At 49.9% G+C, this 26,615-nt stretch carries 26 protein-coding genes; 18 read left to right on the forward strand and 8 right to left on the reverse strand.

Annotated features, from left to right (window positions below; translation table 11 throughout):
• Positions 1-8: 8 nt before the first annotated feature.
• The 6 genes from TH3_RS21705 to TH3_RS21725 all read right to left on the reverse strand — a co-directional run bounded on the left by TH3_RS21705 (position 9) and on the right by TH3_RS21725 (position 5,134).
• Entirely contained in the window at positions 9-1,274 is a 1,266-nt protein-coding gene (locus TH3_RS21705) for a TraB/TrbI/VirB10 family type IV secretion system protein (RefSeq protein ID WP_007090978.1), read from the reverse strand.
• A complete protein-coding gene (locus TH3_RS21710) occupies positions 1,275-2,210 on the reverse strand; it encodes a DotH/IcmK family type IV secretion protein (protein WP_007090979.1) in 936 nt (311 codons plus the stop codon). It lies immediately after the preceding gene.
• Positions 2,200-2,478: a hypothetical protein gene (locus tag TH3_RS22935; protein ID WP_139328221.1), complete on the reverse strand. Its 279-nt coding sequence runs from the start codon at positions 2,476-2,478 to the stop codon at positions 2,200-2,202. The genes TH3_RS21710 and TH3_RS22935 overlap by 11 nt, the downstream gene beginning before the upstream one ends.
• A 61-nt stretch (positions 2,479-2,539) precedes the next feature.
• Positions 2,540-3,187: a DotI/IcmL family type IV secretion protein gene (locus TH3_RS21715; protein WP_007090980.1), complete on the reverse strand. Its 648-nt coding sequence runs from the start codon at positions 3,185-3,187 to the stop codon at positions 2,540-2,542.
• A 316-nt stretch (positions 3,188-3,503) separates the two neighbouring features.
• Complete coding sequence (locus tag TH3_RS21720; RefSeq protein ID WP_007090982.1) at positions 3,504-4,727, reverse strand: CHC2 zinc finger domain-containing protein; 1,224 nt, start codon at positions 4,725-4,727, stop codon at positions 3,504-3,506.
• Positions 4,724-5,134 carry a hypothetical protein gene (locus tag TH3_RS21725; protein ID WP_007090983.1) on the reverse strand — a complete coding sequence of 137 codons (411 nt, stop codon included), beginning with the start codon at positions 5,132-5,134 and terminating at the stop codon, positions 4,724-4,726. The genes TH3_RS21720 and TH3_RS21725 overlap by 4 nt, the downstream gene beginning before the upstream one ends.
• Before the next feature lie 186 nt (positions 5,135-5,320).
• On the opposite strand from TH3_RS21725, the gene TH3_RS21730 reads away from it, so the two are divergent.
• The gene (locus tag TH3_RS21730) at positions 5,321-6,325 is read left to right on the forward strand and encodes a hypothetical protein (protein WP_007090984.1); all 1,005 of its coding nucleotides are present in this window, start codon (positions 5,321-5,323) and stop codon (positions 6,323-6,325) included.
• Between the two features lie 38 nt (positions 6,326-6,363).
• Here the strand turns inward: TH3_RS21730 and TH3_RS22940 are convergent, their stop codons facing one another.
• Complete coding sequence (locus TH3_RS22940) at positions 6,364-6,837, reverse strand: hypothetical protein (protein ID WP_139328222.1); 474 nt, start codon at positions 6,835-6,837, stop codon at positions 6,364-6,366.
• Between the two features lie 195 nt (positions 6,838-7,032).
• Between TH3_RS22940 and TH3_RS21735 the strand changes: the two genes are divergently transcribed.
• The 7 genes from TH3_RS21735 to TH3_RS21770 all read left to right on the forward strand — a co-directional run bounded on the left by TH3_RS21735 (position 7,033) and on the right by TH3_RS21770 (position 15,604).
• On the forward strand, positions 7,033-8,655 hold the full coding sequence (locus tag TH3_RS21735; RefSeq protein WP_007090985.1) for an SH3 domain-containing protein: 1,623 nt from the start codon (positions 7,033-7,035) through the stop codon (positions 8,653-8,655).
• Between the two features lie 14 nt (positions 8,656-8,669).
• Complete coding sequence (locus TH3_RS21740) at positions 8,670-9,242, forward strand: hypothetical protein (RefSeq protein ID WP_007090986.1); 573 nt, start codon at positions 8,670-8,672, stop codon at positions 9,240-9,242.
• Between the two features lie 82 nt (positions 9,243-9,324).
• A complete protein-coding gene (locus tag TH3_RS21745; RefSeq protein WP_007090987.1) occupies positions 9,325-9,750 on the forward strand; it encodes a hypothetical protein in 426 nt (141 codons plus the stop codon).
• Complete coding sequence (locus TH3_RS21755; RefSeq protein WP_167710613.1) at positions 9,716-10,462, forward strand: HNH endonuclease; 747 nt, start codon at positions 9,716-9,718, stop codon at positions 10,460-10,462. Before TH3_RS21745 ends, TH3_RS21755 begins: the two co-directional genes overlap by 35 nt.
• A 3-nt stretch (positions 10,463-10,465) precedes the next feature.
• Entirely contained in the window at positions 10,466-11,932 is a 1,467-nt protein-coding gene (locus TH3_RS22945; protein ID WP_139328224.1) for a hypothetical protein, read from the forward strand.
• Positions 11,933-11,954: 22 nt separating this feature from the next.
• Positions 11,955-14,942: a hypothetical protein gene (locus tag TH3_RS21765; RefSeq protein ID WP_007090991.1), complete on the forward strand. Its 2,988-nt coding sequence runs from the start codon at positions 11,955-11,957 to the stop codon at positions 14,940-14,942.
• 68 nt (positions 14,943-15,010) lie between these two features.
• Positions 15,011-15,604 (forward strand): hypothetical protein, encoded by a 594-nt coding sequence (locus tag TH3_RS21770; RefSeq protein ID WP_007090992.1) that lies wholly within the window; start codon positions 15,011-15,013, stop codon positions 15,602-15,604.
• Positions 15,605-16,140: 536 nt separating this feature from the next.
• Here TH3_RS21770 and TH3_RS21775 read toward each other — a convergent pair.
• Positions 16,141-17,064 carry a replication initiation protein gene (locus TH3_RS21775; protein ID WP_007090993.1) on the reverse strand — a complete coding sequence of 308 codons (924 nt, stop codon included), beginning with the start codon at positions 17,062-17,064 and terminating at the stop codon, positions 16,141-16,143.
• Between the two features lie 734 nt (positions 17,065-17,798).
• On the opposite strand from TH3_RS21775, the gene TH3_RS21780 reads away from it, so the two are divergent.
• From TH3_RS21780 to TH3_RS22545, 10 genes are all read left to right on the forward strand, one after another.
• On the forward strand, positions 17,799-18,950 hold the full coding sequence (locus TH3_RS21780) for a site-specific integrase (RefSeq protein ID WP_007090994.1): 1,152 nt from the start codon (positions 17,799-17,801) through the stop codon (positions 18,948-18,950).
• The gene (locus TH3_RS21785) at positions 18,940-19,890 is read left to right on the forward strand and encodes a hypothetical protein (protein WP_007090995.1); all 951 of its coding nucleotides are present in this window, start codon (positions 18,940-18,942) and stop codon (positions 19,888-19,890) included. Before TH3_RS21780 ends, TH3_RS21785 begins: the two co-directional genes overlap by 11 nt.
• Positions 19,891-19,981: 91 nt before the next feature.
• Positions 19,982-20,512, forward strand: coding sequence for a DotD/TraH family lipoprotein (locus TH3_RS21790; protein WP_076519594.1), 531 nt, complete (start codon positions 19,982-19,984; stop codon positions 20,510-20,512).
• 7 nt (positions 20,513-20,519) lie between these two features.
• The gene (locus TH3_RS21795) at positions 20,520-21,371 is read left to right on the forward strand and encodes a type IV secretory system conjugative DNA transfer family protein (RefSeq protein WP_167710614.1); all 852 of its coding nucleotides are present in this window, start codon (positions 20,520-20,522) and stop codon (positions 21,369-21,371) included.
• 32 nt (positions 21,372-21,403) lie between these two features.
• Entirely contained in the window at positions 21,404-22,546 is a 1,143-nt protein-coding gene (locus tag TH3_RS21800) for a type IV pilus twitching motility protein PilT (protein WP_167710615.1), read from the forward strand.
• Complete coding sequence (gene icmT, locus TH3_RS23610) at positions 22,546-22,824, forward strand: IcmT/TraK family protein (RefSeq protein WP_007090999.1); 279 nt, start codon at positions 22,546-22,548, stop codon at positions 22,822-22,824. The genes TH3_RS21800 and icmT overlap by 1 nt, the downstream gene beginning before the upstream one ends.
• Positions 22,821-23,843 (forward strand): ParM/StbA family protein, encoded by a 1,023-nt coding sequence (gene parM, locus TH3_RS21810; protein ID WP_007091000.1) that lies wholly within the window; start codon positions 22,821-22,823, stop codon positions 23,841-23,843. Before icmT ends, parM begins: the two co-directional genes overlap by 4 nt.
• 29 nt (positions 23,844-23,872) lie before the next feature.
• On the forward strand, positions 23,873-24,505 hold the full coding sequence (locus TH3_RS21815) for a hypothetical protein (protein ID WP_007091001.1): 633 nt from the start codon (positions 23,873-23,875) through the stop codon (positions 24,503-24,505).
• A gap of 54 nt (positions 24,506-24,559) precedes the next feature.
• A complete protein-coding gene (locus TH3_RS21820; RefSeq protein WP_007091002.1) occupies positions 24,560-25,555 on the forward strand; it encodes a hypothetical protein in 996 nt (331 codons plus the stop codon).
• Between the two features lie 15 nt (positions 25,556-25,570).
• Complete coding sequence (locus TH3_RS22545; RefSeq protein WP_007091003.1) at positions 25,571-26,608, forward strand: ATPase, T2SS/T4P/T4SS family; 1,038 nt, start codon at positions 25,571-25,573, stop codon at positions 26,606-26,608.
• Positions 26,609-26,615: the final 7 nt, after the last annotated feature.

Consider the following 26,615-nt stretch of genomic DNA (forward strand, 5'->3'; position numbering starts at 1 on the left):
AGCCTGCCTTAGTTGATCGGTTCCGTTAGGTCACTTAGCAGCACAATCGCATAGGACGCGTTCGAATAAAGAGCGACTTCAGGACGCCCAAAATTCTCATCGACCACTGTATCAAGCTCATCTTGTGCCGTGTCGGCGAGCGATTCTACTCCAGCCCAAACCGCTTGATCTTCGGTCTGCGCTTCCTGCACTTCTGTGACCGAACCAAGTGCACTTGTGACGACTGTGCTGGCAGCACTTGCTTTCGCGCTCGCAAAGCCACCCAGAATAGCTACAGCCAGCTTCATCCCGTATCGCTCGATTAGGCGAGGCCTGACCAAATCATAGACGCAACTATCCATCGAACTTGGATCGATCATGACGGCGGATATGGGCTGGCTAAAGCGGGGGCCACTCACAGAATTCATTGTCACTTGCATGCAAGTGCTATTCGAAGCGAATGAACCGATGAATGTATGATCTGTCAAAATCCCCGTGTTCACGTCAAAAATAATTGGAGTGCCTGGCAAATCGGATGTCGCCGCGACCCGATTTATCCCATAGAACATTTCGCCAGCACGAGCGACAACCCTAACCGGTTCGTCAGTATCCGCCCCTTCCGTCGTCGAAGGGTCTTGCAGGTCAGACGTCGCAACACGATCTGGCTGATATGACCCCACCAAGGTTACAGTTTCACCAAACTGATCCCATTTGTTCTGGTTCGCGGCAAACTGGCCTGCAATCTTATCGACAAGCACCTGATTTACGTTTCCGCTGCTTTCACTATCGGAGTTGGAGCCAGATTCCTCAGTTGAAGTCTTCACCGTCCTTAGAATAGGGCCGGACTCATTTACCGTGGTCGCAATAATCGTTCCATCTGATTCAGACGAACTATTTGGCTCCTGATCCACATTGAAAGCATCCAACGGCAATCCGATGGCAGCACTTCCGTTTCGATCGATGGCTTCATCAATCCGGATTTCGTCAGCTGCCTTGGCTTGCCGCTGCATTTCTTTGTTTTCGAGCTGGTTTTTGCCCCGCGAAACCGTGTCAAATTTATCAATGTCGCCGACCAGCTCGACCTCACCCGACGGCATTACGTTCGATAGATTAAAGGCTACTGTACCCATGATTACCACTATCGCTATAGCGGAAACCCAGAGAATTCTTTTCGTGCCTGGATGAGAGAAGTTATTCTTGATGCGATCTTTAAGCGGCTTCTTCTTGGGATCAAGAATGGCCTCGTGGAGAAATTCCCGATCAGAATCATATTCGTAATTGTTTTCGGTACTCATTTAGCCCTCCACCCGCACATCAAATTCTCTCCCCTTGTATGTCATCCACAAACTGTGCACAGGCGGAGTATCAGGAAGCCGATAGGCTTTGTAATTACCGTTAGACTTCTCTTCGAGCCACGCAGGACCAAGTAACGATGCCGCAGAGCGAACATAAATTGATCCACCAAACCTCCACGCTTTGACGAGACTGGATGAAACACCTACAAGCTCCACCGATACAGCGCCAGCAGGCGCAATTCCGGCAGACACGTCGTCAAGCAGCGGATCCGAGTTGTCCGGTATCCCACTCCCCATTGAGATAGGCATGGTAAAGTTCGGGCCAAAATCCTGAACGGTGATTGTTACCTTTCCATCCAGCTTGTCCTCACCCGCTACAAGATCAATCATAAGGGGAACGTCGCTGCCTGCCAAATACACGAGCACATTGCCCTGGGCAAAAGTCTTTTTTGGCTTGATGTAAAGCGTATGTGATCCTTTTCCTTGAGTATCCGTTTCAGCAAGAGGGTCACCAATGTCGAACACTCCATCGCCATTGATTACATTTATAAATGGCCACGGCTTGCCAGTAACATCAAAGAAAGACACAGAGCTTGCATATCCGCCAATTAGATTAAGCTTTAGCGGCGCCTCGGCATTGTCGAGGGATACCTCTTCCGATCTGGATCTTGGTGTTGGTGACGGACCGAAACGTTCCGCTTGGACTTTTTTCTGCTCTTCAGTCGCCTTACGATACTTGCGAATATCATCAGGACGAACGGGATACATGCCGTCCAAAAACTTGTTGATAGCAGCCCGGGTCTCCGGGTTTTCTTTTTCTTCAAGATTCGGCAATGGCGGCATCGTACTAGGGTCGATGCCTTGGGCCCATCCATAACTCGGCATTGATATTAACAGCGCCAACAATGAGGAACGAAGTATCCTCTTATTCTGCATAATCTTCCCCCTCAACATCGGCAAGCACGATACCAGCAACGTCATTTCTGCTTTGTGCGATCTGAAGGCCAATCATGATCCCTTCAAGTCTGATTGCATCGATATCGTCGCGCGGAGCATGTACAAGCAGCTCCTGAAATTCCCTGATAGATGCCGTCACGGGAGAGAAGCCATTCAGCCTGCCTGGCCATTCACTTAATCGTCTTGCATCCTCAACCGGCCTGTCGGGAATATTGACCCTGTAGAATGAGAAGTTTTTTTCTGACATTTGGAACGCCTTCGTCTTTCTGAATAGTTTTGTCAGATTCAGTGATTGCAACCGATATCGGCTAACCCTGCCTTACGATTAGTGAGGTGACGCCTAATCCCTTGAAAAACGGATCGTCTGAATAAGGGCGCCGGATTACGATCACTCGCGCTTCCAGCTGTTGCGGAACCTTGTTGTTGGCACTGAGATACGTAACCCGGAAGGGTACTTTCACTTCCCACGCGTACCGATCGGCATAGTTGCCAGACGCAATTCCAAGTCCTTCATTGACGACGACGGGCGCCTCGTCAGAAGTGTAGGCCGTAACCATAGCCGCGTGACGAACGACATAGTTCAAAACACCATTTGCAGTGATTGCATCGTTCCATTCACTCCAGCCTTCCGGAGTAAAGCGCTTTTTGGTGCTCCCCAGATCCCGAGAAAAGTTTGCGGCCGAAAAGGTATAAGAGCCAATGGCCGTGTCTGCGGCATATTCAATTACATCGGCGGTCGTCAGATAAGGCTTGTCTAGCGGGATAATTTCCTGAACCGCGCAACCCGGCCCCATCGGAATGTACCGCTCTGCTGGAGGTGCCGCGACGACAACAACACTGAAGAGAATGGATATAACAAGGCCTGCTGCAAGCATGTGATTGATACGCTTTGCAGAGGTTTCACCATCTTTATAAAATTTCGCCCGGTTTTTGATGGTCTCAACGAACTTGCTCATAGCATCCACTATTCCGTTACATCTGTAGCTTCGATCGGCCCTGCATAAGTGCACTCAGGGCCGGTTAGCCAAATTTTGGGGGCAGGCTGAAAAAACCATCGCGCTGCATTAAAAAAAAACAGGATCAGAAGACAGGAGACAAGAATTCCACTCAGAACATGCTGACGATGAATCGCACGCGAACTGGCACGCAATTCATTTCCCGATGGCAGAACACCAACGTCAAAATACCTTTCTGAAGAGGTCCCTTTCTCGTCCACAAGTCGGTGGCGGCTCCTGAAGGGGAAATACCCCAAAGCCGATTTCATGATTTTTCCTATAAACATGGATCGGCCTCGTGCGGAGATCGTCCTGCCGCAACAGATTCCTGCACTTCCCCCAACGCAAATTCCGCATCGCCAGTAATCTCAAGCATCCAGTCACCAAGCATTTCCCTGACTGGTTTTGATGTTTTCAGCAGATGGGATGCATACTTTTTGTCTTCTAGAGGAACATCTGCGAGATCTGCGCCTTTGTCTGCCGACACTGGCGCCATGCAATAGATATGTTGCAATCTCATGGCTTCCGCCTTCAACGCGATGCGCGCCATCGCTTCGTAGCCGCCACTGTCGTTGTCTGGACTTAGAATGACCATATCGGCTTCGGCCAAGTAATCCCAGTTGACTCTCTCAACGCTTTTCGTGCCCTGCGGCCAGGTCATTACAGCTAGGTCCGGAAAGAATTTAGCGGCGTGATCACACGTTTTCTCACCTTCAACCAGAAGGACAATTAGTGGCGTTAGACGGTCTTCACGAGCCTGTAACTTCTCAACAAACTTTTCGTATTTGTAAGGGAGGCGATTTTCCATAGGAAATTCGGAAATAAACCAACCCTCCACACCCTTTTCAGAAATTCCCCACTGAACAAACGGGGTAATTTTCGCGTCCTCAAAGTCGGCACGTATGACATATCCATACGTCTGACCACGTCCATCCTTGTATGGATGCAGCAAGGTGATCGGCAGCTGCGTAACCGGCCTGTCCTCTGATACGGGATTATTAATCGGCGCCGATCGTCCGCGCGCTCTGTCGAAGCCTGTTGGATACAATGAGGCATGCTCAGGGACAGGGACAATAGCCTGCCATTTGACCGGGACGAACTTGTCATCGGGCTTTTCGACTTGTGAAAGGCGTCTAACCTTTACTCTTTTCGATGAAGCAGGCCTATCTCTTTCGGGCCAGAGCCCCGGGACCAAATAGTCTATGGCCTCCCTGAAGCTTAGTGACTTGTAATCTTTCACAAAACTTATCAGATCACCCTTGGCTCCACAGCCAAAGCAATTATAAGTTCCATCACCAGTATTACCGTCCTTTAGAAAAAAGGACGGGGTTGATTCCTTGTGAAATGGGCACAGCATTGCATGACGACGATCTGAGCCGCGGCGACGTAACTTGCCCCCTGTAAGGCTGACGATCACTTCTGAGAGGTTCCGCCTCGCCTTAACAGCCGAAGTAATTTCAGAAATATCAATGTCGTCTCTCTTGTTCCGTCTGGCGCTCATTTCTGATCAACACCTGATGAGTAGCGTTCCCCGCCGAACACCCGATACTCGGTCACAGTTCCGTCAGACCCATCCTGTTTTGACTTGCAATCGGGACAAATTCGATTGCCGTTCCAGAGGGACATAAAAGTGCGGAGGCATTGAAGACAAGTCCGTTCTTTTTGTATTTTGCCAACTTCTATTGGCTTGGCCTTTTCTTTGACGACCAGCTCAATACGCGCGGTCAGCCTGCCGCTTTTTAGGCGCATCCGACGACCAAGGCCGTCCCGACGTGCTCTAAGCATCACCGCATGTGAGCTTGGCGCTCCAAGCGCTTTTGCAATAATTTCCGCGAGATGACCATTGCCCCAAAGTCGGCGCAACAGTTCAGTCCTCAAGTCATCCCATTTAAATTTCATAGCGCTCATGGTCTATCCTGAAAGCTCTTTACCTTTAGGATACCGCCGCTGATTTAAGTTGTGTTGGTATTTTGTATTTTTTTTTGGTATTTTTTTATGGAGGAGCTTTAATTGGCCAGAAAGCAAAATGTCGCCGCCACACACCTATGATGTGATGATTGCTGATGGCCGCCGACTGTATTGCAGGAGTATTTGATGGCAGAATTATCCGGTGGAACGAAAAAACGTTCGAAGCAGCCACCGTTCGATGCGTTGAGAGAGCGTATTCGAGATAAGCTATGGGAGCACAAAATCCCAATCTATAAAGTCAGCGAGCTGCTGGGACGCAACCAGACCTATATGCAGTTCTACATATATCAGGGAATGCCCGCAACGCTTGAACTTGAACAGAGAAAAATAATTGCGGATCTTGTCGGCATGTCTCAGGTGGACTTGTTCAAGAAACCATCCAAGGAAGAAAATGCTGCTTATAAAAAGAGGATGGAATTGCAATACCCTGCGAAAGCAGGAAGCACAGTAAAAGCAGCAACCAAGGCCAGCCCCGCGGCTTCGGAAACTGATTCCATAGAGCCAGAGGTGTCGACAGAAGCCGAGCAAAAAATGGCCGCTGTTGATCCGGAAACTTCAACAACAACTGTGTCAGATAATAAAGCCAAGCGAGCACCCACAAAAGCCCGCAGCAAAACTTCGAAATCCACAAAGTCAAAGTCAAAAGCCCAGAAAGCAGCGACGCCCGAAGGCGCTGACTTGGTCAACACCAGTTCAGAAGAACCTGAATCTCCAATCAGCGTTAAGGCTCACGAAGAATTAGCGCGGGATGAACCTGAACAGAAAGGGATTATTGTCGTCGCTCCAAGCGAATTCGAATCTCTGATGAATGAAAACCGCCAGTTGCCTGATACCGCAAAATCATTGCTGACTGAAGGCGTTGATATTCCGCTCCATTTCGACATTTATGGTGATATTCTCCGGGCTGGCGCCAAAATTCTTGCAAACACGACAGTCTCGCCATCTGCTGGTGATCTCGCAATCCTGGTGTCTCGGAAACACACGACCGGGATCTCTATCGCGACAATTGTTCGGACCGGAAATAGCAGAAACCTTGCCGGGTTCACGGCAACCCTAATTGGCCAGGATAAAGAACAAACATACTCATCCAACGAGTATGAACTTCTGACAATTTCATCCATCACGCTTTAACACATAGAATGACAGTCTTTGGCACCCGCTGAAGACTGTCATTGCAACGCCATTCCGCTTCTTACAGGCGATTGAACTGGGACAATTAGAGATCCCAGAACGTACTGACGTCGCAATTCCTCATGCCATGGAACATCAATCGTCTCTACTGTGTGCCTTTGCAAACCTGGCAGAGAAGGGGAGCACCATATTGATCTGACCGGCCCATCAATAATCAATGCATTTACGACTGATGATTTGGCCGCAATTAAAGCGACGCTATCGTATGGAAAATCAGGCTTTGCTATCATGCCATCACTTCCACCACCTGCACGCAGTGTTAATGCATCAAATCCGACCGCCGCAGCATTCAAATGCAACTCACCTTGCCATACCCGCCAGTGCGCGATCATCTCTGATGAATAGGGCATTTGCTGGTAACTAACCCAGAATCTGCGAACAAACTCCCGCATGGTTTTTCTGGTGGGTTTCACATCTATCGACCCAATCGCCCAATTTTCGTGATCCAGCACTCTTTATGCCCTTGCAATTTTCATTGTGTGGGAACCTCTCGCTCATGATCCCCGAATTGTAGGAAGAAATGCTGCGTGAATGTGGCATTTTTTGTTCAGATACAAAAAAATCCTGATTATGTATTTTTTTGCCCCATTTGATTCTGGTGTTCCCTTAGTATTACAGAAAATGACTTTTTGGAGCGGCAACCCGATATGGCTGAGACGTATTCATCAATTCTCGACGGCCACGACGAAAGCGAGATTGAAGACCTGTCCCCTGGCAGCATTCACACATCTGAAAATGAATTTCGTCAGCGTGAAGCCAGGGAGCGCGGTGAAAACGCGGCACAAATTGGTGACGGACTGGACGCGGCCCGCGCAGAGGATATTGCAGATTTCGCTCCATGGGGATCAGTTGAAGAACTCGAAGCTGACGACATGCAGCAACCCGATGAATCCATTGACGGGCACACGACAACGACTGGAGGCGACAGCAACCCGGAACCTCTCTCTGCCGAGGATCAAAGGTTCACCCTTCAAAGCTTTGACGATCCCGATGATCCGGTGACGGCCGGGTCACCGGCAAAAGCCAATAGCGTGCCTCATGCCGCCTCGTCGGACGATGACATTGTTGTCGAAGCCATCAAACCGCAAACGAAGCACAAAATGGCATTGTCAACAATGCTGAGAGGCAGTGCGAAATATGCATTCGTCGCAGTTTGCATAGGCGGAGTAGCTGTGGTCGGTCTTTGGCAATTCAGGGACAGCTATATGGATGGCAATGATGTCCCGGTAGTCGATGAAAACCTAGATACTGCAGAAACCAGTGTAAATGGGCCTAATCCATCCAGCGGCGAGATCCAGAAAGCAGCCCAAGAAGGTAGGGCAAATACCCCAAAGATGATGTTTGGCGAAGATAATGGTTTCACTGCCAAGAACACCAAACCCATATCACTCGATGCCGCGACATTATCGTCAGATGCTGGAACTTCTAGCGTGAACCCTGATATTTTCTACAACGAGCCCGCTGATGCGGCTTCATCAGATGGCGCACGGTCTCTGGATATTCAGACGGACGATATTAACTACGACCTCAATAAAGTTCTGCAGAATTTTGACAGCCTTACCGCACGATTTGAAGAGCTTGCTCAGTCGCAGAAAACTGTTGTGCTCAAAGTAGAGCAAAACACTGATTCAATTGATGATATCAATGCCAGATTACGGGAAGTGGAAACGAAGCTGAGCAGTTCACTGAACGCCGCAGTGAATGCGGCGCGTGTCGCGCAAACGATTGAATTACCAACGAACATCAATATGCGGCGCGCTCCTTCGCTTAAAGCTGATGTCGTGAAGATTCTCAAGAAAGGTGAAACTGTGACAGCGATCGATGCCACACCGGATGGAAACTGGCTCTTGTTAGATAACAGTTTCTGGATAGCAAAGTGGGTGGCATCACCAGCTCCTTCCTATCGTGACAGTTCGTCTCAACCGAATGAGCGCGGGGCTGTGAAACCGCGCAAGACTGAGGATCCTAAGCGCCCATCGACATCGACTGTGTCGCCCGCCCCAGCAGTCTCAGACCGTGCTCCTACAACATTGAGTACATCGGGCAGGTCCCACCTTGGGAACACGGGAAATGTTCCCGTCTACACAATCGCATCAATCCAACCTGGAACAGCATGGTTGAAACTTAATGGATCAGGTTTGCTTGAAGTTCATGAGGGTGACAGGCTCAAAGGGTACGGTTTGATTGTGTCCATCTATCAGGAAAAATCTGATGAATGGGTGATCGCAACCGAAGCCGGCCGATTGCCGGTCAAGCAGCCCAATTATTGAGAAGATGATCATCAATGCTTGACCAGATCGTCGATAGACTAAGTGGCGCTGCTTCGGCGTTTGCAGAGATGGCGACAAACCTGGCATCCATTCTGCCCGGACTGATCAACATCGTCGGATGGAGTACCGCTCTCATTGGTATCTTCATTTGCTTGGGCGCTGTTGTTGCTCTTTATGACGCTACCCGCGACGGCAAGTCCATGATGAACAGTCAGGTAACGCCTCTTCAAGCTTGCGGAGTATTTCTGGTTGGAGGAGCTATCATCAGCTTCTCTACAACCCTCGGAGTAATGAGCCAAAGCACGTTTGGTTCTTTCATGGGCTTTGTCGGCAACGATGTCACCTTCACTTTTCTTGGCCAAAAACTTGATGAGAACGGCCAAAGGACCATGCGAGCACTTTTTCAGTGGGTCTGGTTTCTTGGTTTCATCTTTGCTTTGAAGGGAGTTCTTGACCTCAAGGGACTGATAGAGCGGAAGGGGAATGCCTCGATCTGGAAATGTTTAGCCCAAATCATTGGCGGGTCCTTCTGCCTTAATTCCATAACAGTAATGGAACAATTGATCGACCTCAAAGTCGGCACCTAGGCGATTTCAAGCACTTAAACCATCAGAACTTTATCACTCACACGCAGTTTCATTTTGCAGAACACTAACTAGGAGACTACCCATGCGCTTTCCCAAGAATAAGCGTTACTTCGCAAAGCTTGCAGCTGGTGCAGCAGTTACTGCCGCAGGTGTTGCTGTTCTAATTGACCCGTCTATTGCTCATGCAGCAAAAGGCATCGCTGACTATCAGGAAACGGTAGGGGGATCGATGAAAGCGATCCTTAACTTTGGTGGATGGGCAGCCACTCTGGGCGGTTTTATTTTCACCGTATCGAGCGTTACAAGCCTCTATCGCAAATCCAAGCAGGCGGCTGCTGGGGGCCAACAGCCCCAGGGGGTGGGTGGCGATATCGCTGGCCTAATCCTCGCATGCGTCCTGATTGTCGTTCCACTTCTTACTGGCATCGGACCAGCAAGTCTGTTTGGCAACGATGCCAAAACAGTAAAAATTGGTGACAAAAACTTCGCCGATACAATTGGCAATTAAGCAAGACAAGCTCAGCATGACAAATTCAATTAACCTCCACCTGGATGCGGTTCGGTCAACCTGGTCAATGCCCGACAATTTCCACCAACAAATTGATGCCCGCCATGCTGAGCTTTTCGAACGTATCATAAAACGTGATCGGTACACATGTCAGGCGTGTGGGTTGCAGTCTCGACGTTTCCTTGAAGTCCATCATCGCGACCACAATCACAATCATTGTGACGAAATGAACCTGGCATGTATCTGCCCCCTCTGCCATATGACAATGCATATGGGGCGGGCAGGTCTGCAAGGTGAGGCAGTTTTGATCTGGCTTCACCCTCAACACCAACAGCTCTCGCAAGCATCCCTGAATATGCTTGTCCTGACATGCGTTGTTGCAAACAGGTATATTCACACTGTTTCTGACGCTTCGCGCACACTTCTGTCGGATTTGGCCCGACATCAAGCTGTTGCAGAGCGCCTAATTGGAACTTCCCGACCAGAAATTCTCGGCGAAGCAATACTTCGGCTCAACAAAGAAGCTCATGACAAACGCCATGAGCTTCTGGATGGCTTGCGGTTGCTATGGACCGGGAAGTTGTTTCGCCGAGGCAAAGATATTGCTCCTGAAATGGTTTCTTGGATGGCCTTTGATCCGGGTGGACCATTTGGTGGTCACGAACCTGAACGATGGAAACCACTCTATCACCGTTTGGCGAAAGAACAGTAACGCATGCAAGGCATCTCGTTTTCCGACCGCCCTCAGATAAAGCAGCCCGTAAAAGCAAACTCAGGTGCTCGACTGAGCTTCGGCGTTATCCTGTTTGATAACCCAGAGAACCCTACATCTGGTTACGCATGCGAGCACGGGGCGGAAACACAGCGGATCGCGAGCCCACTTACTCTTGGTAACAGTTGCCTTTGGTTAACCAATGCGTCTTTCAATGCTTGGTGGAGCAATCTGCGTAGGCACCCGCTATTGCGGCATTCTGCATATCTGCGTTTGTCACTCGACCAGATCTGCGAAGAATGGGGCATACCAGTTAAAGACTATCCAAAGGAATGCACACCTCTGATCGCTGAGATATTTTCCAACTGTATGCATGTGGCCCAACAGTTATTTCCACAACTCAAAAACTCGAACAACCTCAAACTGCCCACCCTTGCATCATGCATCTCGCAGTTTGTTAAGGCACCGGTCTATCCAAGCGGCATATATGGCCCCCAATGTTGCGACGCTATCGAAAATGCAACCCAGAACTGGAGTCATATCGACACTCCGAATCAGTATTTAACAAGGATTTCTTTGGTCCGCCCCCGCGTAGCAAGCGCCAGCATATACCTTAATCTCAAGGTCCCGGAAGGCAACTGGACTCATTATCCGGTTGATAAGATGGGAAAAGCAGCAGACAGCCATGCAAAATGGCTGCTGGAGACAGGAAAACCATTCATTGCGCAAGTCGAACTGGATTATGACACCAGTTCGAACCCAGACAATGATCCATACATCGAGATTTTTGCCCTTGGGATGACCTTTGCCAACGAAAAACCGCGCAGAACTTGGCTCACCCCGCTGGAATTCATTTTTATTGCCGACAAACTGAAGATGAAACTTCTCTCTGCTTACATATGTGACGATGACGGCAAGACGACGATCGATTGCAACAACGATTACCTTGCCCGACTTCAGACCCTAGACGGGACATTGTCCTGGTCTGCAGGAATTGTAATGGAAAACACATATACGAGCCTGCTCCGCGCACCATCGCCACGGCAAGCAGATAATTCGTTGTGGCCCAAAGTCTCTCCGAGGGCTGCAATTCTTCGTGGTCGAGAACGCATGGATCTTATGCTTCGCGCGATCGAACTGCGAATGCGTTTCGGGATTAAGGTGCTCGGCTATGGATCTGGCCGCGTAATGATCGAAACACCGGAGAGCAACATCGGTTTCGCGATCGAAGCTGCATATAAATGTGGCCTGGAAGTTCCGCTGTCAGCCTCAATTTTGGCAGAAACAAATGGGCTTTTGCCGGACCTGCAACCAACCGATTTTCCCGAGAAATCAGCGGGTAAATATCACGTGAATGCATTTCGGCCGCTGCTTGCAACAACCGGGGACACTCCGATGCTTAAAAGACTAGATGCTCTTCCCCTTATGAGCGTTGAAAAAGCCCGCAATCTCATAAACAGCATTTTTTAATCAAGACTGTGGACAGAACATTATGCTGAGCACATTGACAAACAATTGGCGTCAACTGGTCGAATTCTGGGGTAGCACCTCACTAAAGCACTTCTGCGACCTCGAAAGCTCTGCGTCAGCATCAACCCTGTCTACTTACGATGGATCTCTCGTCAGCCTGATTGTTCTTAACGGTCGATCACAGATCACAGGTGGCCAAGAGCTGAACGCTATCGTAAGTCATCTTTCACATACCCTTGGCGGGTTTTTGCAGCGTAAGCATCACTCAATCGAGTTTTTTTATTGTTCCGACCCGGACCGTGCGCAGGAGGCCGTGCTACAACAGGTTTCTTTCGCACGCGACGCCGCTGACAATATAGGCTTAGATATATCTGACATTCTCGCCGAGCGTGAAAAAATGCTCCCGCATGATATGCGCTATGAGACATGCGCCATTGCAATTTGGACCAGGCCGACAGCTCTCACTTCGTCAGACAACAAAGATCGAAAAGCTGCGACGAACAACGCATCACCTGCGGATAAACGTCAGGCCAGAGTGCACGACACCCTTCTGGCGATACATGAAGCGTTTGTTTCTCAGTTCCAAGCTTCCCTATCTGACAACAACGTAAATATGTACTGTCACATTGCGTCCAAACATGAGTTTGTTCGTTTGGTTCGTGGTACTGTCTACACTGAAGAACGAACCGATGTTTGGAACCCCAGATTGCCGGGGGACAAGGTCGATATTAGGGCATCCAACTACAGAGGTAATCTACCTTCCCTTTTGGAAGACCCAATTGACGAGCAGATATTTAACCGGCGTGATAACTTCGATATCGACACATCAATTGCCCAGATCGGTTCGCGCCTATATTCGGCTTTAGATATGGAGCTACCCCCAGCACATGTAGCCGATTTTCAAAGTCTGCTGCTTTCCATTTTACGCTCAGAATTTTCAATGCCATTCCGCGCGAGCTTCCTTTTGACAGGGGACGGCCTCTCATTCATTGCCAACAAGGCGCTGTTTGCGAGTTTTCTTGTGTTTGCGGGCTCAGCGAACAAACAAATCTCAGCCAGCTATGACGCGATGCGTGAAAGAGCTAATGCCGGCGAAACGTTCGTAAGCCTGCAAGCATCTTTTGCGACATGGGCACCTCTGGGTGAAAAAAAGCTGCTGCTAACCCGACTTGAACGGTTGAGAGCTTCACTGAGAAGCTGGGGAAACATGGAGACGACCAATCTCTCTGGTGATCCCGCAGAAGCTGCTTTGGGGTCCAGCCTCGCATTAAGACCCTCTAAAATCGGTCCGGGCGCGGCAGCTCCATTGGGCGATGCACTTCATATGGCTCCACTTGCGCGGCCGGCCACTCCATTCCCTGACGGCACAATGATTTTACGTTCGCCAGACGGAAAACCGATGCCGATTAAAGTTGGTTCATCAGAACAAGACGCCTGGGTGTATCTGATTTACGGACCGATGGGGAGGGGGAAATCGGTTCTGATTTCGACGATGCTCCTCGACCATATCCTCACCCCACAAGGCCGGAAAAATGCTCCATTACCACTTGCAGGTATCATTGATATCGGCTCTTCGTCCGAGGGGCTAATCAACCTCATTCGTGACGGTCTTCCGGCTGACAAGCAGCATCAAGCTATTTTCGTCAAGATGCAGGAAGATGAGAACCATCGCATCAACATGCTCGATACTTCACTTGGGCTTCGATATCCGCTCAAAATTCAAAAGAACCTCCAAAAGAATATCCTTTCGATCATTTGCGCTAATTCTGATGGCAAGCAGTTTGAAGGCATGCGGGATCTGATTTCCCGTGTCCTGAACGAAGCCTATCGCATGAAGGATGATAAAGAGGGGCAACCGACATTCTATTCCAGAAATATCGATTATTCTGTTGATGATATCCTGCAGAAGAGCTCGATCAGTTTACCCTCCAACCCGACCTGGTGGGATGTGGTGGATTTATTGTTCGAAGCGGGGCATTACCATCACGCTAAACTCGCCCAACGACATGCTGTTCCCACGCTGATTGAAGTAGCCGCCGCTTCAAATAGTCCAAAGATCCGACAGGAATTCCAGAATACGAGCGTTGCCGGAACTGGCGAACCTCTGATCAATGCCTTTCAACGAATTATAACATCCGCTTCAGAAGAGTATCCGGCCTTAGCCGGTAAAACCACTTTTGATATCGGCGAGGCGAGGGTTATCGCGATTGATAACGAGGATGTTGTACCAGGCAATACTGATACAGGTGCTGCCAAAACGGGCGTTATGATGCTTCTTGCTCGCCACGTGATTGCTGGAGACTGGTTCCTCCGGCCGACACACTTCGACAACATTCCCGAGAAGTATCGCTCATATCACGTTGCCAAAGCTGAGCAGATCATGGAAAGCAAACGGTTGTTGCTTTACGACGAAAAACAGCGATCAGCCGGCATCGAGTTTGTCGATGAACAAATCGATTTTGACACCCGGGAAGGCCGAAAAGCCGGCCTAATGCTCGTGATCGCTTCCCAACGACACAAAGACTTCTCGGAATCCCTCATCAACCTGTCTAGCTGTCAGTTCATCCTCGGTTCGGGTGCGGAGGAACGTGAGGAGTTGATTAAACTGTTTAAGCTCCAAGGAGCTCAGAAGTCTGTGCTTCATAATTCCCTCAACGGCCCAGGACCGATGGGCGCCCCTCTTCTGATGCTTGCGCAATTGAAGAACCGGCCGGAATTTCGACAGTTTCTCTACAACAAAATTGGGCCGATCGAACTCTGGGCTTTTAACACCACGATGGAAGATCGGCACTTGCGCGAGACAATGAGCCGGTCTGTTGGAGGTCAGCGCGCAAGATCAATCCTTGCAAACCGCTTCCCGAAGGGGTCAGCGGTCAATTTGATAGCGAGAATGAAAAAAGATCTTCAGGCGAAAACTGCGAACCTCTCCAGTGAAGATGCATCGTTAGCCGCTGCAGAAATTCTCGCAAAACAACTCATCAAAGATAGCGAGTTGGCCAACGTGTCTTGATTGAAAATCAGTAACGGAAATTTTTGCGACAATCGTGAATATCGGCAGTGACGAGTAGGTATGGAACCATGCAAGACTTCAACACCTCAAGGCACGAAACATCAACTGATGTTCTTAGCAAGTACGTCCAAAATATCATGGATACACATGGCGATCAGCAAAGCTTCATCGCCATCACACTCAGCGACCATGAAACAATGGCAGAACAAACTGCGATCAACTTGGCCAGTATGTCTGATGGGTTACAGTCCAGAGAGTTAAGTCAGAATATTTTTGACGCGTCTCCGGGCGATGATACCTCAAAGCTTTTTGAGAACATCGAACAGCTCAGGAGGAGGTCTGTTAACAATCCGGTCGCTGTTGCCGGCATTGAAAGCTTTAACCGCACATCAGATTCCGTTGGCAAAGAACTTCTGGCCGAGCAACTTCACGAACAGAAGCTCTGCGAAAAACTTGCCCTTATCAAAGAAGGGCTAGATTTTCTGATCAGTCGCGGCCTTCGGGAAATATCATTTGATGTAAACCCGGAGAGCGTTTCACACTTTCGGTTACCTGAAGCGATTGGGCCCCGAATCATGGAAGTGGTTGACATCACTCGGCGCGAAAATCTCGACCTGCGTTATGGAGAGCCTGAACCTGAAAGCCCCACATTCTCAGTATAGCATCCCGTAAAAGCTTCGATCGAAGGGAGGGCAATTGCCCTCCCTTTTTTTGTACGTTTCTGCATCTGCCAGATGCTTGAACGACCAATACAGCCGATGTCTGGTACTGTCGCTAATGGCAAACGATCATTTGGGGACAAATTGCGGGCAATGAATTTATATAATTCCGAAGTAGCTTAATTGCCGTCCCGCGATTTGTCCCTATAGCATTACTTCTATCGCAGGAATTTGGTCGTTCAGGCATCTGCGAGATGCACGAACGACCAAATCAATCAAACCTGTAATGTCTTTTGACCGTGAAATTCCCGCAATATGTCCCCAAACGAAGGCTTAACACTCTCCGCTTTGCCAGTTCGTCGCTTCGTGTTCCCGCGATTTGTCCCTTTAATAGACAGTTGGTATACTGACCAATTAGTCGTTCAAGCATCTGGCAGATGCAGAAACGACCAATCAGCGCACATCATTGCCTCCAAGATCACCAACCACTGAGAAGCCAGGGCGAAGCCCCAAAAAAAAGGAGGGCAAAGCCCTCCCTTTTAGCGAAGAAGTGTCCGGCGAAGCGGCTCCGACAGGGACTTGTCGACGGCGACCGAAAAATCAAGGCTTCGCTGCATATCTCTCTCATGCTGGTTAATCCTGCGTCGGGAACGGCCTTGGCGTCCATTCTCCAACTCAGATTTGACTTCAGCCATTTCCTCTTCAGTCTTGCGACGCACATACATGCGCACTGCATCCACACGCCGACGTTTTCCATCGGGCCTCAAGGGAAGTGGCTCATATCGGATGTGAACATCTGTCAGATGATTGACTTCCTCAATCGCCGGCTCTAGAGCGCGCCTTTTGAAATCTTGCCAACGGCCAAGCGTCTTTGCATCCCCCATCATTCGCTTGCGCAAATCCTCTATCTTCCAATCTGTATAGGGCGACCAGCGGTTGGCATGCAAAGAAGCAAAACTGTACAGTGCCAGCGCGTACTTGGATTCCATTTTCATCGCAGATGTCTTCTGCAAGGTTCCCCAATAATTGGATCGATCAATGACCTCACGGAACGTTTTGGAAAACTCGACCGTAATCTCGCGGGTGGAAGCTTGGTGACGTCGTTCGACGTGAGCCAAAATTGGACCTGACTTTGTCACGAATTCTTTGCCGTCAGTGGTTGTCAGCTCAACGGTTGTCTGCTGTAGCTCTCGAATGGCACGCTCTATCGTGCCGGCATCTTTGTGTGACCAGTTCAACGCTTCAATGCGGGCTACATGCGCACGGTCTTCAACGACAGCCGGCCCGGCCAAATCAAGCAGGGCAATTAAAAGTTTGGATGTGAGAAGATTAAAATATTTCCCATTTGGGAAATGCATTTCGATAACTTCACCAGGCATCACAACCTGACCATTATCGCTCTTATGCACACCTGCGATGACCATAAGGGTGCATGGCTTTTGCTTCGGCTGCGGTTTACTCATCAATACTCTTTTGGCGCGTTGTGAGGTATAAAAATCAGACCGCCTAAGATCTGCCAAGACCCAAAATACATTATTTCAGAAATACAAAAACACATTTTTTGTATCGGATTGTGGATAAGCTCCATTTTCTTATCCACAGGCTCAGATTTCTCCCCGCAATATGTCCCCATACGTCCCGCAATTTGTCCCTACAGCTCCCGCAATATGTCCCCATACTCCCGCGATGTGTCCCCATATTCCCGCGATTTGCCCCTTCCAGAACAGATTTTTCTTTATACATCATACACTTAGATATCTGGAATATAGAAAACAGAATCTAAAGGAAAAGAAGGAAGTTGGTTTCCGCGTCAATGCTTGTTGATTACTCCAAGCAAAGCAGCATGGGCTCCTTTGCATTGGCATTCAGGGAAAAGAGGGCTGGGAATCTATTTCACATCCGTACCAAAGCTGACACGGATGGCTGGATCGCGCACCCTTATTAAAAGACCGACACATCAACGTCACAGACACTATGCGCATTCCACACAGGATATTCACAAGACCTTTGCGGCGTGTAGGTCTTGTGTGCCCCCAAGTCGAAATACTAACGCCCCCTCAAAATCCTTCACACTAACATGGGGAGAACGGTATTTTGCAGCGTCCAAATCTCAAAAAAAATGTGAAATCTCCAAAATACAAAAAATCCGGTAACAGGTTCATCATCTAGCATGGCTCCTAGAACAAGGAGCGATTGAATGATTTTAGACGGAAGTATCTGGAATGGGGTGCTCCCCAGAAGCGTGACGTCCAGCAATTTTGAAAGTGCTGACCTGACCGCAGAGACTATTGACCTCTATGCCAAATCCATCCGAGATCTGACGGCGGAGTATCGCGATCTACTTGATGCATCAGCCGGTCCCCTAGACCTAATTCCGGACGTTTCCCCCGACTGGGCTTTTCCACCAATGGAAACTGGCTTACGGCACTCGCCGACGATGTTTGTCCCGGGCACATGGGAACCCTTGCCGCGACAAAAAGGACCGCTGACACTTTTCAGTCTATGGATGGCATACAGCAAGCTGCCCTCTGTTCAGCGTTCGTCCCGCCGCGTATATCGCTCAGCGTTGATGATGGGTGTTCAGACGATACCCGGTATTGATGCGGCGACATCGTTGATGATCCTCGCATCCACGCGCTATCTGTATGAAGACTGCGCGAACCCAACTGGTACATGGAAAAAGCTCAAGGGCATTCCACAGGAGGATTCGGTTCAACTTTTCTCCTACCTAGAAGGTTTGCCATCTGCGTCAGCTCGCAACACCAGTCTCTGGCTTCGTGCTGGTATGCTTGTGGGATTACGTCCTCTTGAGTGGCGTGACGTCTCACACGTTCACGGCAGCGATGGAAAACCGGAACATCTACGCATAAAAAATGCCAAGCACACCCACGGACGAGCCCCTGGCCGATATCGTGAATGCGACATCTCAGGATTTAGCGACGATGAAATCGAGCTTCTAGTTCAGTTCATTTCCATATGTCGGCAGAACAACAAATCACCCGGCGAATGGCACAGATTTTATAACAGTTGCAGACGCGCCCTATGGGAAGCGAACAAGACCCTTTGGCCACGGCGCAAAGCACGGATCACACTTTACTCTGCGCGGCACGCATTCAGCTCACGAGCAAAGAAGTCCCTCAGCACCAGAGAGACCGCCGCTGTGATGGGGCACAAATCCGAAGAAACCGCACAAATTCATTACGGCCGACGGACGTCACATGCTGACGGCGGGGCAATGTCAGTTCCGCGACCTATTGGCGAAGCTATCAGCTTTGTCGTTTCCACCAAAGAACCCCGAATGCCATCCACTTCCCCCGAGAAAGCAGGGAGCACTAAACATGTTGAATGATCTTGTCGCAAATCCACAAAACTTTGAAACGATGAAGGACAGACACAGCAACTCTGGGGTGACGTGGTTTAACGCCAGAATGCGCATCGTCGATGGCATTTACGATGCAGGTGTTCTCGATAGGGCACAGAGGCTCCCAAAATACTACTCAGAGTTTGCCAATGTTTGCCGAGGCGTTCTAACCGCTAAGCCAGTGAAGGGTGGAAACCATATCGCTGTCATGCGTCCATGTGGTGGCGTGCAAATTTTTGACAGCGGACCGGACACAATTTTCTGTATCCCGATGTCTCGTCCTAGCGGTCTCAGCGATGCGCAATTCCGATCAACCCCGCCCAACCGCGTTCAATCCACTGTCGCCAATCTAGCTGTTCGAATTGCATTGATGAAAGGTGCCAGAGGGGTGCTTGTGAGAGGAGATGAAGCAGCCGTTCGCCCTGTAGCAGGTGGGCTGGTTGCATACGGCCTCCTGAGTGGGACGCAGGCTCTTGTAGACGATGGAGAGCCCCGATGGGCCGACCCCCGCCACCCCCTTGTCGCAAAAATGTATGTCCCACACATGCATGCATCAGGTGCTTGGGGTAGGGCTGAAACAGATCAGATTGTTTCTGCAGAAATGATGACCAGACCACTACATCTGGGTTTCATCGCACCTGATCCAATTTCAGATGAACATGCTGCCGGGCGCGAGAGGATTGAGGTCAAAGAGAACGAGCAGCTGGGCAACGACCAAGTAACAGGTAAATCAGCAAAGGGGTTTGGCGCACTTAAGCCCAAAGCTGACACGAAAAAATATGATCGGCTTCCATCGGTAATTACTGAACAGAATGTCGAGATTTACATGAACTGCGCCACGATGAAGTCAGTGGACACCCAGCGTAAGCAGGAATTCGCCAGCGAACACGGCCCGCGATACAATTTGTATCAGGATGATATGTTTTAGCGCCTAAATACAAAAAAACACCCCAAACCAAAATTTGGCTTTGGTATAAAAGTTACAGCGATATCCAAAACCCATAATTTCGGGATACAGAATGACCGGTCGCCATATGAGATCATACAAAATTGCAGCAACCCTGATTTGTGGCGCGCTGATCCCTAACTTAACGGGCTGCCAGACTACAGGCACATCGACGGCCAACATTCCAGCCGCGCGGCAGATCAAAGTCGTAGAAGTTGATCCGATCGGAGACGCACTTGTTGCAGCAGCAGAGGAATCCTCACGTGCTCTGGACAAACTTTCACTCGTCCAACAAGCACGGACCCCACCAGCAGAAGTGAAGCCACTTCACATTCCATCTGAAATGGATCGTGAGATCATTTTTGACTGGCATGGTGAGATTGAGCCAGCCTTACGAGCCCTTACAAGGGAGATCGGTTATGACTTCGAGGTCGCGGGCCGAAAAGGGGCTGTGCCGGTAATTGTTCACGTATCCGGCGAACGCCCTCGGAGCATCTACGCAATCCTGCGCGATCTTGGCACGCAAGCAGGGCGATGGGCGACCGTAGCGGTTAATCCAGACGCAAGCATTAAACGTGTGGAGCTGCGATATGAGGGTCTGTAAACAGTTGATGACGCTTACAGTTTGCTCAACGGCCATTCTGGCTGGCTGCAGCTATGAGCGCCAACAGCACAAAGTTTCTGACCCCGAGATTTTCTACCCCAATCAACCGGCAGTGACGCTGGAGCAGGCGCAAGCATTGCACGCAATTGAGGGGCGCGATGAAGATGCTGAGGATTTGAACCGGTACACTGCGATGCGTGAGGCCGCACTTTCTTTCGGAATGAGAGCTGCCATGGCCAGTATGCAGGAAGAAATTGCTGACCGTTTTATCGATCATGAGGAAACCCTTGATCGTATCTATGACTTCCGGCGAATTGTGATCCCTATCAAAGGCAACGACGCCGTTATCATTCCGCCTGTGATCGAGCAAACAGACAAAAGTCTGTCAATTGCCGATGACGGCAACACAGCAACGATCACTCAGACTACGTTCAAAATCATAAAGCCGGCCCGAATAGCGGCAACTGCTCCACGCTGGAAAGATTTCATCTCGCGCGGATCCAATGAAAAGGTGGACAAGCCGCCAGTAGCCCTGCTGCCGAAAACAGAAATCGAACAACAGAACTGGGCTCAATGGGTTGCCGAAGGGTGGGAAAAAGGCATCCGGATGACGACAGATAACTGGCAGCAAGACCAATCACGCCTGAAACGAGAATTTACCGGTATGCTGAAATATCTTGAGCTCGTCGAGCGCGGTCAGGTTCGATCTCTTTACCTCGCCACAAGCGATCTCGGAATTACCGGCGAGGGAACCATGGTGGAAATCGGCAAAGCCATCGTAAAAATTGCTGATCCTGCTCACCTTGTTGGTGAAGACGGCGAATATCTTCCAATCATCATTGATGCGGGTGTGCAGTGATGAGTGCCCCATGGCGACAACTCAGCCCGAGGATGATCGAGCTTTCTAATGCAGTCCGCAGCAGGGTGGCAATGAATGACCAATTCCCATTCCTTAATCGGGCGGTATTGGATCAAATCCTCCTTCACGCAATTGAGATCGGTGCAAGTGATGTCGATTTCTTCAATGATCAGCCCGTCTGGTTGCAAGTTGAGGGATATAGGCACCCGATAAATCAGCGCTCGTTCAGCACTTCAGAGCTTCGCCACATCGCAGATACCATTTATGGCGGAAGTGCCTCAACAATTCTGGCCCAGGGCAAAAGCCTAAACCCAGGTTATGAAGTTCGAGTGGATCGGACCCGGAGCGAGCGGTTTCGCGTGAACATAGTGCAGCACGACGCTGACGGTGGGGCGGGACTTCAGATAACTATGCGGCATATTCGGCCCGAAATTCCACGCCTTGAAAAGCTGAACATCGAACCTGAATTAATCGTCAATCTCATGTCAGATAATGGCATGATGGCGATTACGGGACCAACCGGCTCAGGCAAGTCGACCTTAATGGCGTCGATCGTTCAAGAGGACTTGTTGGATCCTATGGCTCACCGAAAGTATCTGTTCGGTGAACAGCCGATCGAATTCCTCCTACGAAAAATTCCGGGGGCAACGACCCTTGTGTCGCAAATGGAAATCGGCCGCGATATACCGAGTTTTGAAGCCTTCGTAGAAGAAGCTATGCGCCGAAAACCTGAAGTCATTGTTGTCGGGGAATGCAAAAACCGGGCTACGATGGCAGCATCCATTGACGCATCAAACTCAGGGCACTTCACCTGCACGACGATGCACACCAAGACAGTTGCGGATACCGTGCGTAGAGCGATCAATTTTTTCCCCGCTGACGAACGTGATGGTGCCGCGCTGGATTTCATCGGCAACGCAAGGGTGATTGTAAACCAGATTCTGGTTCCGGGCGCAGACGGCAAACGTCGAGCGGCAAGGGAGTTTCTTGTCTTCACACCGGAAGTCCGTGAACTCATGTCAGAAACGCCACTCTCACTCTGGCCAGAGAAATTGCGCAAGATTACAGCAGAACAGGGGCAACCCATGTCAGTTGCGCTCCAACGCCTCGTGGAAACCGGTGAAGTTCTTCCAGACATGATCCCGCAATTTACACAGCTTCGGGAAGCCGCGTGATGCACTGGAGATATACGGCCTTAACACCGAAACTATGGCTCCTGGATGGCAGGGCCTTTTTCGCCTTCACCATTTATGGCGCCTACTGGTCATGGGAAACATTCTACACCTCTGTAACGATCATCGTTTTTCTCAGTACCCTAAGTTACTTCGGTCTTCCCATACCTGTTGCCATGCGCCTGATTAAACGACACGTCTTCACGGCATTATCGCCGATCAAAAACAAAAAACACCGACCGGGCCGACCGGTTCATTTGCTGAAAGGTTTTCCTAGATGACAAAGCAAACGCAGAAGAATTCGATCATTCGCGTTGCCGTTGATGATGGCTATGCTCAGGTCAAAGCGTGTATGCATGATGGCAAGGGCTCTATTATCGAAAGCGTGATCCCGACTTTCGTGGCCCCGAACGACGATGGGCTGCTCTCTCTCGGGATGGGTAAAGATCAAATTCAGGACGGCTGGTATGAAACCGAGAACCAGCGTTTCGTTTGCGGAACTGGTGTGAACGGTGAAGAAGTCCGCTTTGACAATTACCACACATCACCCTGGAACCGGGTCGCAATCCATCATGCTCTCCATACACTTGGTTTGTCGGGTCATAAAGTGCATCTGACCGTCGGCCTTCCAATCGGGGATTATTATTCAAGAGGCAAGGAAAATTCCAAGCTCATTGAGCTTAAAAAGAAAAGCTTGAAAATGCCTGTTAAACGGCTTGATGACTGTGAGCCGATTGAAATCGTTGATGTGGAAGTCAGCCCGCAAGGAATTTCGGCTTACATCGATCACGTGTTTGGTGCGGACGGACAGATCATGAATGCACCGCAGGGCCAAATTGCTATTGTCGATATCGGCGGCCGGACGCTTGATGTTGCTGTCATCAAATCCAATCTCAGCGTCGATTTTCAGCGCTCGGGGACAGAGGATGTTGGTGTTCTCAATGTCCGCGAAGAACTTGCGGAACATATATGCAACGTTGTGAATGCCAAACGACTGCCTTTGCCGGCTGCGGAGATCGCAGTTCGAAATGGCGTCGTTCGTCTACGTGGATCAGATCAGGACTTTACAGAGGCCCGCGCTCAGATCATTGAGACGGTCGAAAAACGCCTGATCTTCAGTATCGAGAAAATTGTAGGCGAGACGGCAGATATTGACGTGTTCCTCTTTGTTGGCGGCGGAGCGCGTATATTTAAATCACTGGCAGAGCATTACGAGCAGGGGGCTACCGCCGCAACGCCTGAAATGTCAAATGCGCGCGGAATGCTGAAACGTGCGCTTGCGATGGCCACTGCAGCCTGATCAATAAACTCCACGATAAGTAGGCCACAATGCCAAACAAACGCATACGCGTCTCACTCAGTTTCGCAAACACAGATGACTGGGCAACTTTCATCTCTGCTTTTCCGGGCGCGCATAAGTCTCTTGAAAGCAAATTTCAGCTTGATGCGATTGTTGACGATTTTTTCGCAGCATTGTGGCTTTACAAGTTTGATTTGCTGAAACTACAGAAAAAATTCGGACTTCCCGCAATCAGGGCTGCCAACAAAAAGCGGAATATTCGGCACGTTACCCTTACCAGTGGGGCTGCGATCAAGGCTTTTGGCCAGCATTCAAGAGGTCCATCACAAGGATGCCCGGGACTGTTAAGTGATTACATCATTTCAAGAGTTGGTCAGGTCCCAGCAGAACAGGCGAGCCGAACAAAAGTTACTGAGAAAGCAAGCCGCCCCACAGTTGACCTGGCGCAGAAATCCGACACGACAGCAATACCTTCGAAAGAACTTATGCCGGGTGAGGCGCCACATTCAACACCACTCAAGAACCCACAGGATCGGGGGTCAAAATCCGCACATGTCACCGCCACGCCCAGGAAACCTGATCGAGATACGGCAGAACCCGCGCCTAAACCGGTCACTGCGAACAACCCATTATCGGCCTTTGTCCAAGGCTTAACTCCCTAAACCGAAGCAAACGCCTGCAGAAAAAAAACTGCGCAGCAACAAAAAGGCCGCACAATGAGTGAAATTACTTTGAAGGCTCTTCAATTCTCAAGCCTGTGTTTAATCCCCAATGCAGGTGAGCATGACCGGTTTGAAGGCTTCCTCGTCAATCTGAACGGCAGCAAAGGCACAACCCCAATCAAGCCGATCGGCGGCCGTGTTCCGGACGAAGCGATGGCACTTGGAACCATTTGCGACAGGCTTTTCAGCCCCGATAGCCCACCTCGGACAATCTCGCATGAGGGCGCGGTCTATTTAGCCAGCCGCTCCGATATGCTCGATGGGCGGACAATGTATATGCTGAATCCTATCGCCAGCGATAAGCCGTCGCTTGCAAAAATTATGCAGCAGCCGTTGCTCGCAAAGCACGTCCATGGCCTTTGTTCCCGCCCAGGGATATTCCTGATCGCAAGCGAACATCGACAGACGCGCGAAACATACGGCGCAGCAGCCTATTTGTCGGTTCTCGATAGCAAAAGAGGGCTTGGAGTAGCTATTGATCGTGACCCGGTATTCAATCTGGGCGGCCAGCACGGTGAAAGCGCGTTTAGTGCGCATGTCGACATCGCCAACACGACATCAGCAAGCTCTGTTATCCGCACTCAGCCTTCTGTCATCTTCATGTCCGCACTCGAAAATGAACACGAAGCCCACATACTTCTCCGTGCGGCAGCAAACAATATTCCCTGTATTGTTACCGTGCACGCCAAGGACATTCCCGATGCCATCACAACGGTCACTCACCTTGCGTCCAAGGAATTGAACGGGACAGAGGATATTTTGCAACGTGCGCATTTTGCCCAACAAATTAATGGCGCCCTTCATATCAAGCTCAATGAGACGGATCCCAGCAAGGAAAGTCGCAAAATATTTGATGCGAAGCCGAAAACGGACGATGCGAGCAAGCTTCAAACGGCCTTGATCGACCTTGACCACGAAATCCTTTTGAGCGCCATCGAGCACCAGACGAACCAGCTTAAAAGCAGCCTTCAAGCGGCCAACACACAGTAGCGGGCAACACTCGATATGAAGGTTGACTTCACCGATATTCTATATGACATCAACAATCCGGATGACGTTGGCATTCTGGGCGCTGACGCTGACGACGGCGCGAACCCTGATGAGCTATCAACACCTGTAGGCCCCAACCGTGAAATCGTTCTTCAGGTCATAAAAGAGCTGACAGACATGGGTGGAGTTAAGTCCGGATCAAGGGTGAAGCTTGCCGGGCGCTGGTTCCGTCACACCAAAATAACGTCAGAGATCAGTGAATACGTCAAGCTGAGGCAAATACATGACTATGTGCCTACCCTTGACGATCTGCAGGTAAATCCGGTCTTGCATGGCTTCCTCACAAAAATGGGATTAGAGCCAGGTCTATATTTGTTCTCAGGCCCGATGGGCAGTGGCAAAACAACGTTGGCGTCAGCCGTCTTTGGCAGCTGGCTGGAAACATTTGGTGGTATTGGAACAACAATCGAAGAACCGCCAGAATATCCTCTTGAAAGAGCTTGGAAGAATGGAGCCGGGCGCTGCATTCAGGTCCCTGTCGAAGATGAAGATTGGGAAACGCCTTTCAAGAACGTCCTCAGAACATCTTCTCGCTACCTCTTAATCGGTGAGATACGCTCGCCGCTGGCATCAATGCTTGCAATTAAAGCCGCCAGTAAGGGCGCTGCTGTTGTCGCAACAGTTCATGCGCAGAACGTGGAAGATACTATCACCTCAATGACCGGGTATTGCAGGCAGGATGGCGGACGCCCGAGCGACTTGGCAGCCGTTCTGAAGGGGATTTTTCGTGTCAGTCTTCGTAGCAATGCGGCGGGAGGAAAAAGAACAAACATCAATCCTTTGTTTGGAACCGATAGCTTTTATAGCGCAATGTTCCACAACACTTCCGTCAAGATCACTGCTGAACTCAATAATTTAAGGCAGGCGATCGAAAATGAAAATAACAAGAACATCTCGGAAATTTCCCGCCTCCAGATGAATTTCCTCCAACTATATGCGCAGCAATATGCCGCCAAACATGCAATTGCCCAGCCAGCGAAACATCTCGCCTGAATTTACC

Origin of the sequence: Thalassospira xiamenensis M-5 = DSM 17429 (assembly GCF_000300235.2) — a bacterium.
Classification (GTDB): Bacteria; Pseudomonadota; Alphaproteobacteria; order Rhodospirillales; family Thalassospiraceae; genus Thalassospira; species Thalassospira xiamenensis.

Bases quoted from the DNA above. Each gene is read 5' to 3' on its own strand.
- TH3_RS21705 (WP_007090978.1), bottom strand. From the start codon at position 1,274: ATGAGTACCGAAAACAATTACGAATATGATTCTGATCGGGAATTTCTC.
- TH3_RS21815 (WP_007091001.1), top strand. From the start codon at position 23,873: ATGCCAAACAAACGCATACGCGTCTCACTCAGTTTCGCAAACACAGAT.
- TH3_RS21795 (WP_167710614.1), top strand. From the start codon at position 20,520: ATGACGCTTACAGTTTGCTCAACGGCCATTCTGGCTGGCTGCAGCTAT.
- icmT (WP_007090999.1), top strand. From the start codon at position 22,546: ATGCACTGGAGATATACGGCCTTAACACCGAAACTATGGCTCCTGGAT.
- TH3_RS21820 (WP_007091002.1), top strand. From the start codon at position 24,560: ATGAGTGAAATTACTTTGAAGGCTCTTCAATTCTCAAGCCTGTGTTTA.
- TH3_RS21775 (WP_007090993.1), bottom strand. From the start codon at position 17,064: ATGAGTAAACCGCAGCCGAAGCAAAAGCCATGCACCCTTATGGTCATC.
- TH3_RS22935 (WP_139328221.1), bottom strand. From the start codon at position 2,478: ATGTCAGAAAAAAACTTCTCATTCTACAGGGTCAATATTCCCGACAGG.
- TH3_RS22945 (WP_139328224.1), top strand. From the start codon at position 10,466: ATGCAAGGCATCTCGTTTTCCGACCGCCCTCAGATAAAGCAGCCCGTA.
- TH3_RS21715 (WP_007090980.1), bottom strand. From the start codon at position 3,187: ATGAGCAAGTTCGTTGAGACCATCAAAAACCGGGCGAAATTTTATAAA.
- TH3_RS21790 (WP_076519594.1), top strand. From the start codon at position 19,982: ATGACCGGTCGCCATATGAGATCATACAAAATTGCAGCAACCCTGATT.
- TH3_RS21745 (WP_007090987.1), top strand. From the start codon at position 9,325: ATGCGCTTTCCCAAGAATAAGCGTTACTTCGCAAAGCTTGCAGCTGGT.
- parM (WP_007091000.1), top strand. From the start codon at position 22,821: ATGACAAAGCAAACGCAGAAGAATTCGATCATTCGCGTTGCCGTTGAT.
- TH3_RS21785 (WP_007090995.1), top strand. From the start codon at position 18,940: ATGTTGAATGATCTTGTCGCAAATCCACAAAACTTTGAAACGATGAAG.
- TH3_RS21770 (WP_007090992.1), top strand. From the start codon at position 15,011: ATGCAAGACTTCAACACCTCAAGGCACGAAACATCAACTGATGTTCTT.
- TH3_RS22545 (WP_007091003.1), top strand. From the start codon at position 25,571: ATGAAGGTTGACTTCACCGATATTCTATATGACATCAACAATCCGGAT.
- TH3_RS21800 (WP_167710615.1), top strand. From the start codon at position 21,404: ATGATCGAGCTTTCTAATGCAGTCCGCAGCAGGGTGGCAATGAATGAC.
- TH3_RS21765 (WP_007090991.1), top strand. From the start codon at position 11,955: ATGCTGAGCACATTGACAAACAATTGGCGTCAACTGGTCGAATTCTGG.
- TH3_RS21725 (WP_007090983.1), bottom strand. From the start codon at position 5,134: ATGAGCGCTATGAAATTTAAATGGGATGACTTGAGGACTGAACTGTTG.
- TH3_RS21720 (WP_007090982.1), bottom strand. From the start codon at position 4,727: ATGAGCGCCAGACGGAACAAGAGAGACGACATTGATATTTCTGAAATT.
- TH3_RS21735 (WP_007090985.1), top strand. From the start codon at position 7,033: ATGGCTGAGACGTATTCATCAATTCTCGACGGCCACGACGAAAGCGAG.
- TH3_RS21730 (WP_007090984.1), top strand. From the start codon at position 5,321: ATGGCAGAATTATCCGGTGGAACGAAAAAACGTTCGAAGCAGCCACCG.
- TH3_RS21740 (WP_007090986.1), top strand. From the start codon at position 8,670: ATGCTTGACCAGATCGTCGATAGACTAAGTGGCGCTGCTTCGGCGTTT.
- TH3_RS21710 (WP_007090979.1), bottom strand. From the start codon at position 2,210: ATGCAGAATAAGAGGATACTTCGTTCCTCATTGTTGGCGCTGTTAATA.
- TH3_RS21780 (WP_007090994.1), top strand. From the start codon at position 17,799: ATGATTTTAGACGGAAGTATCTGGAATGGGGTGCTCCCCAGAAGCGTG.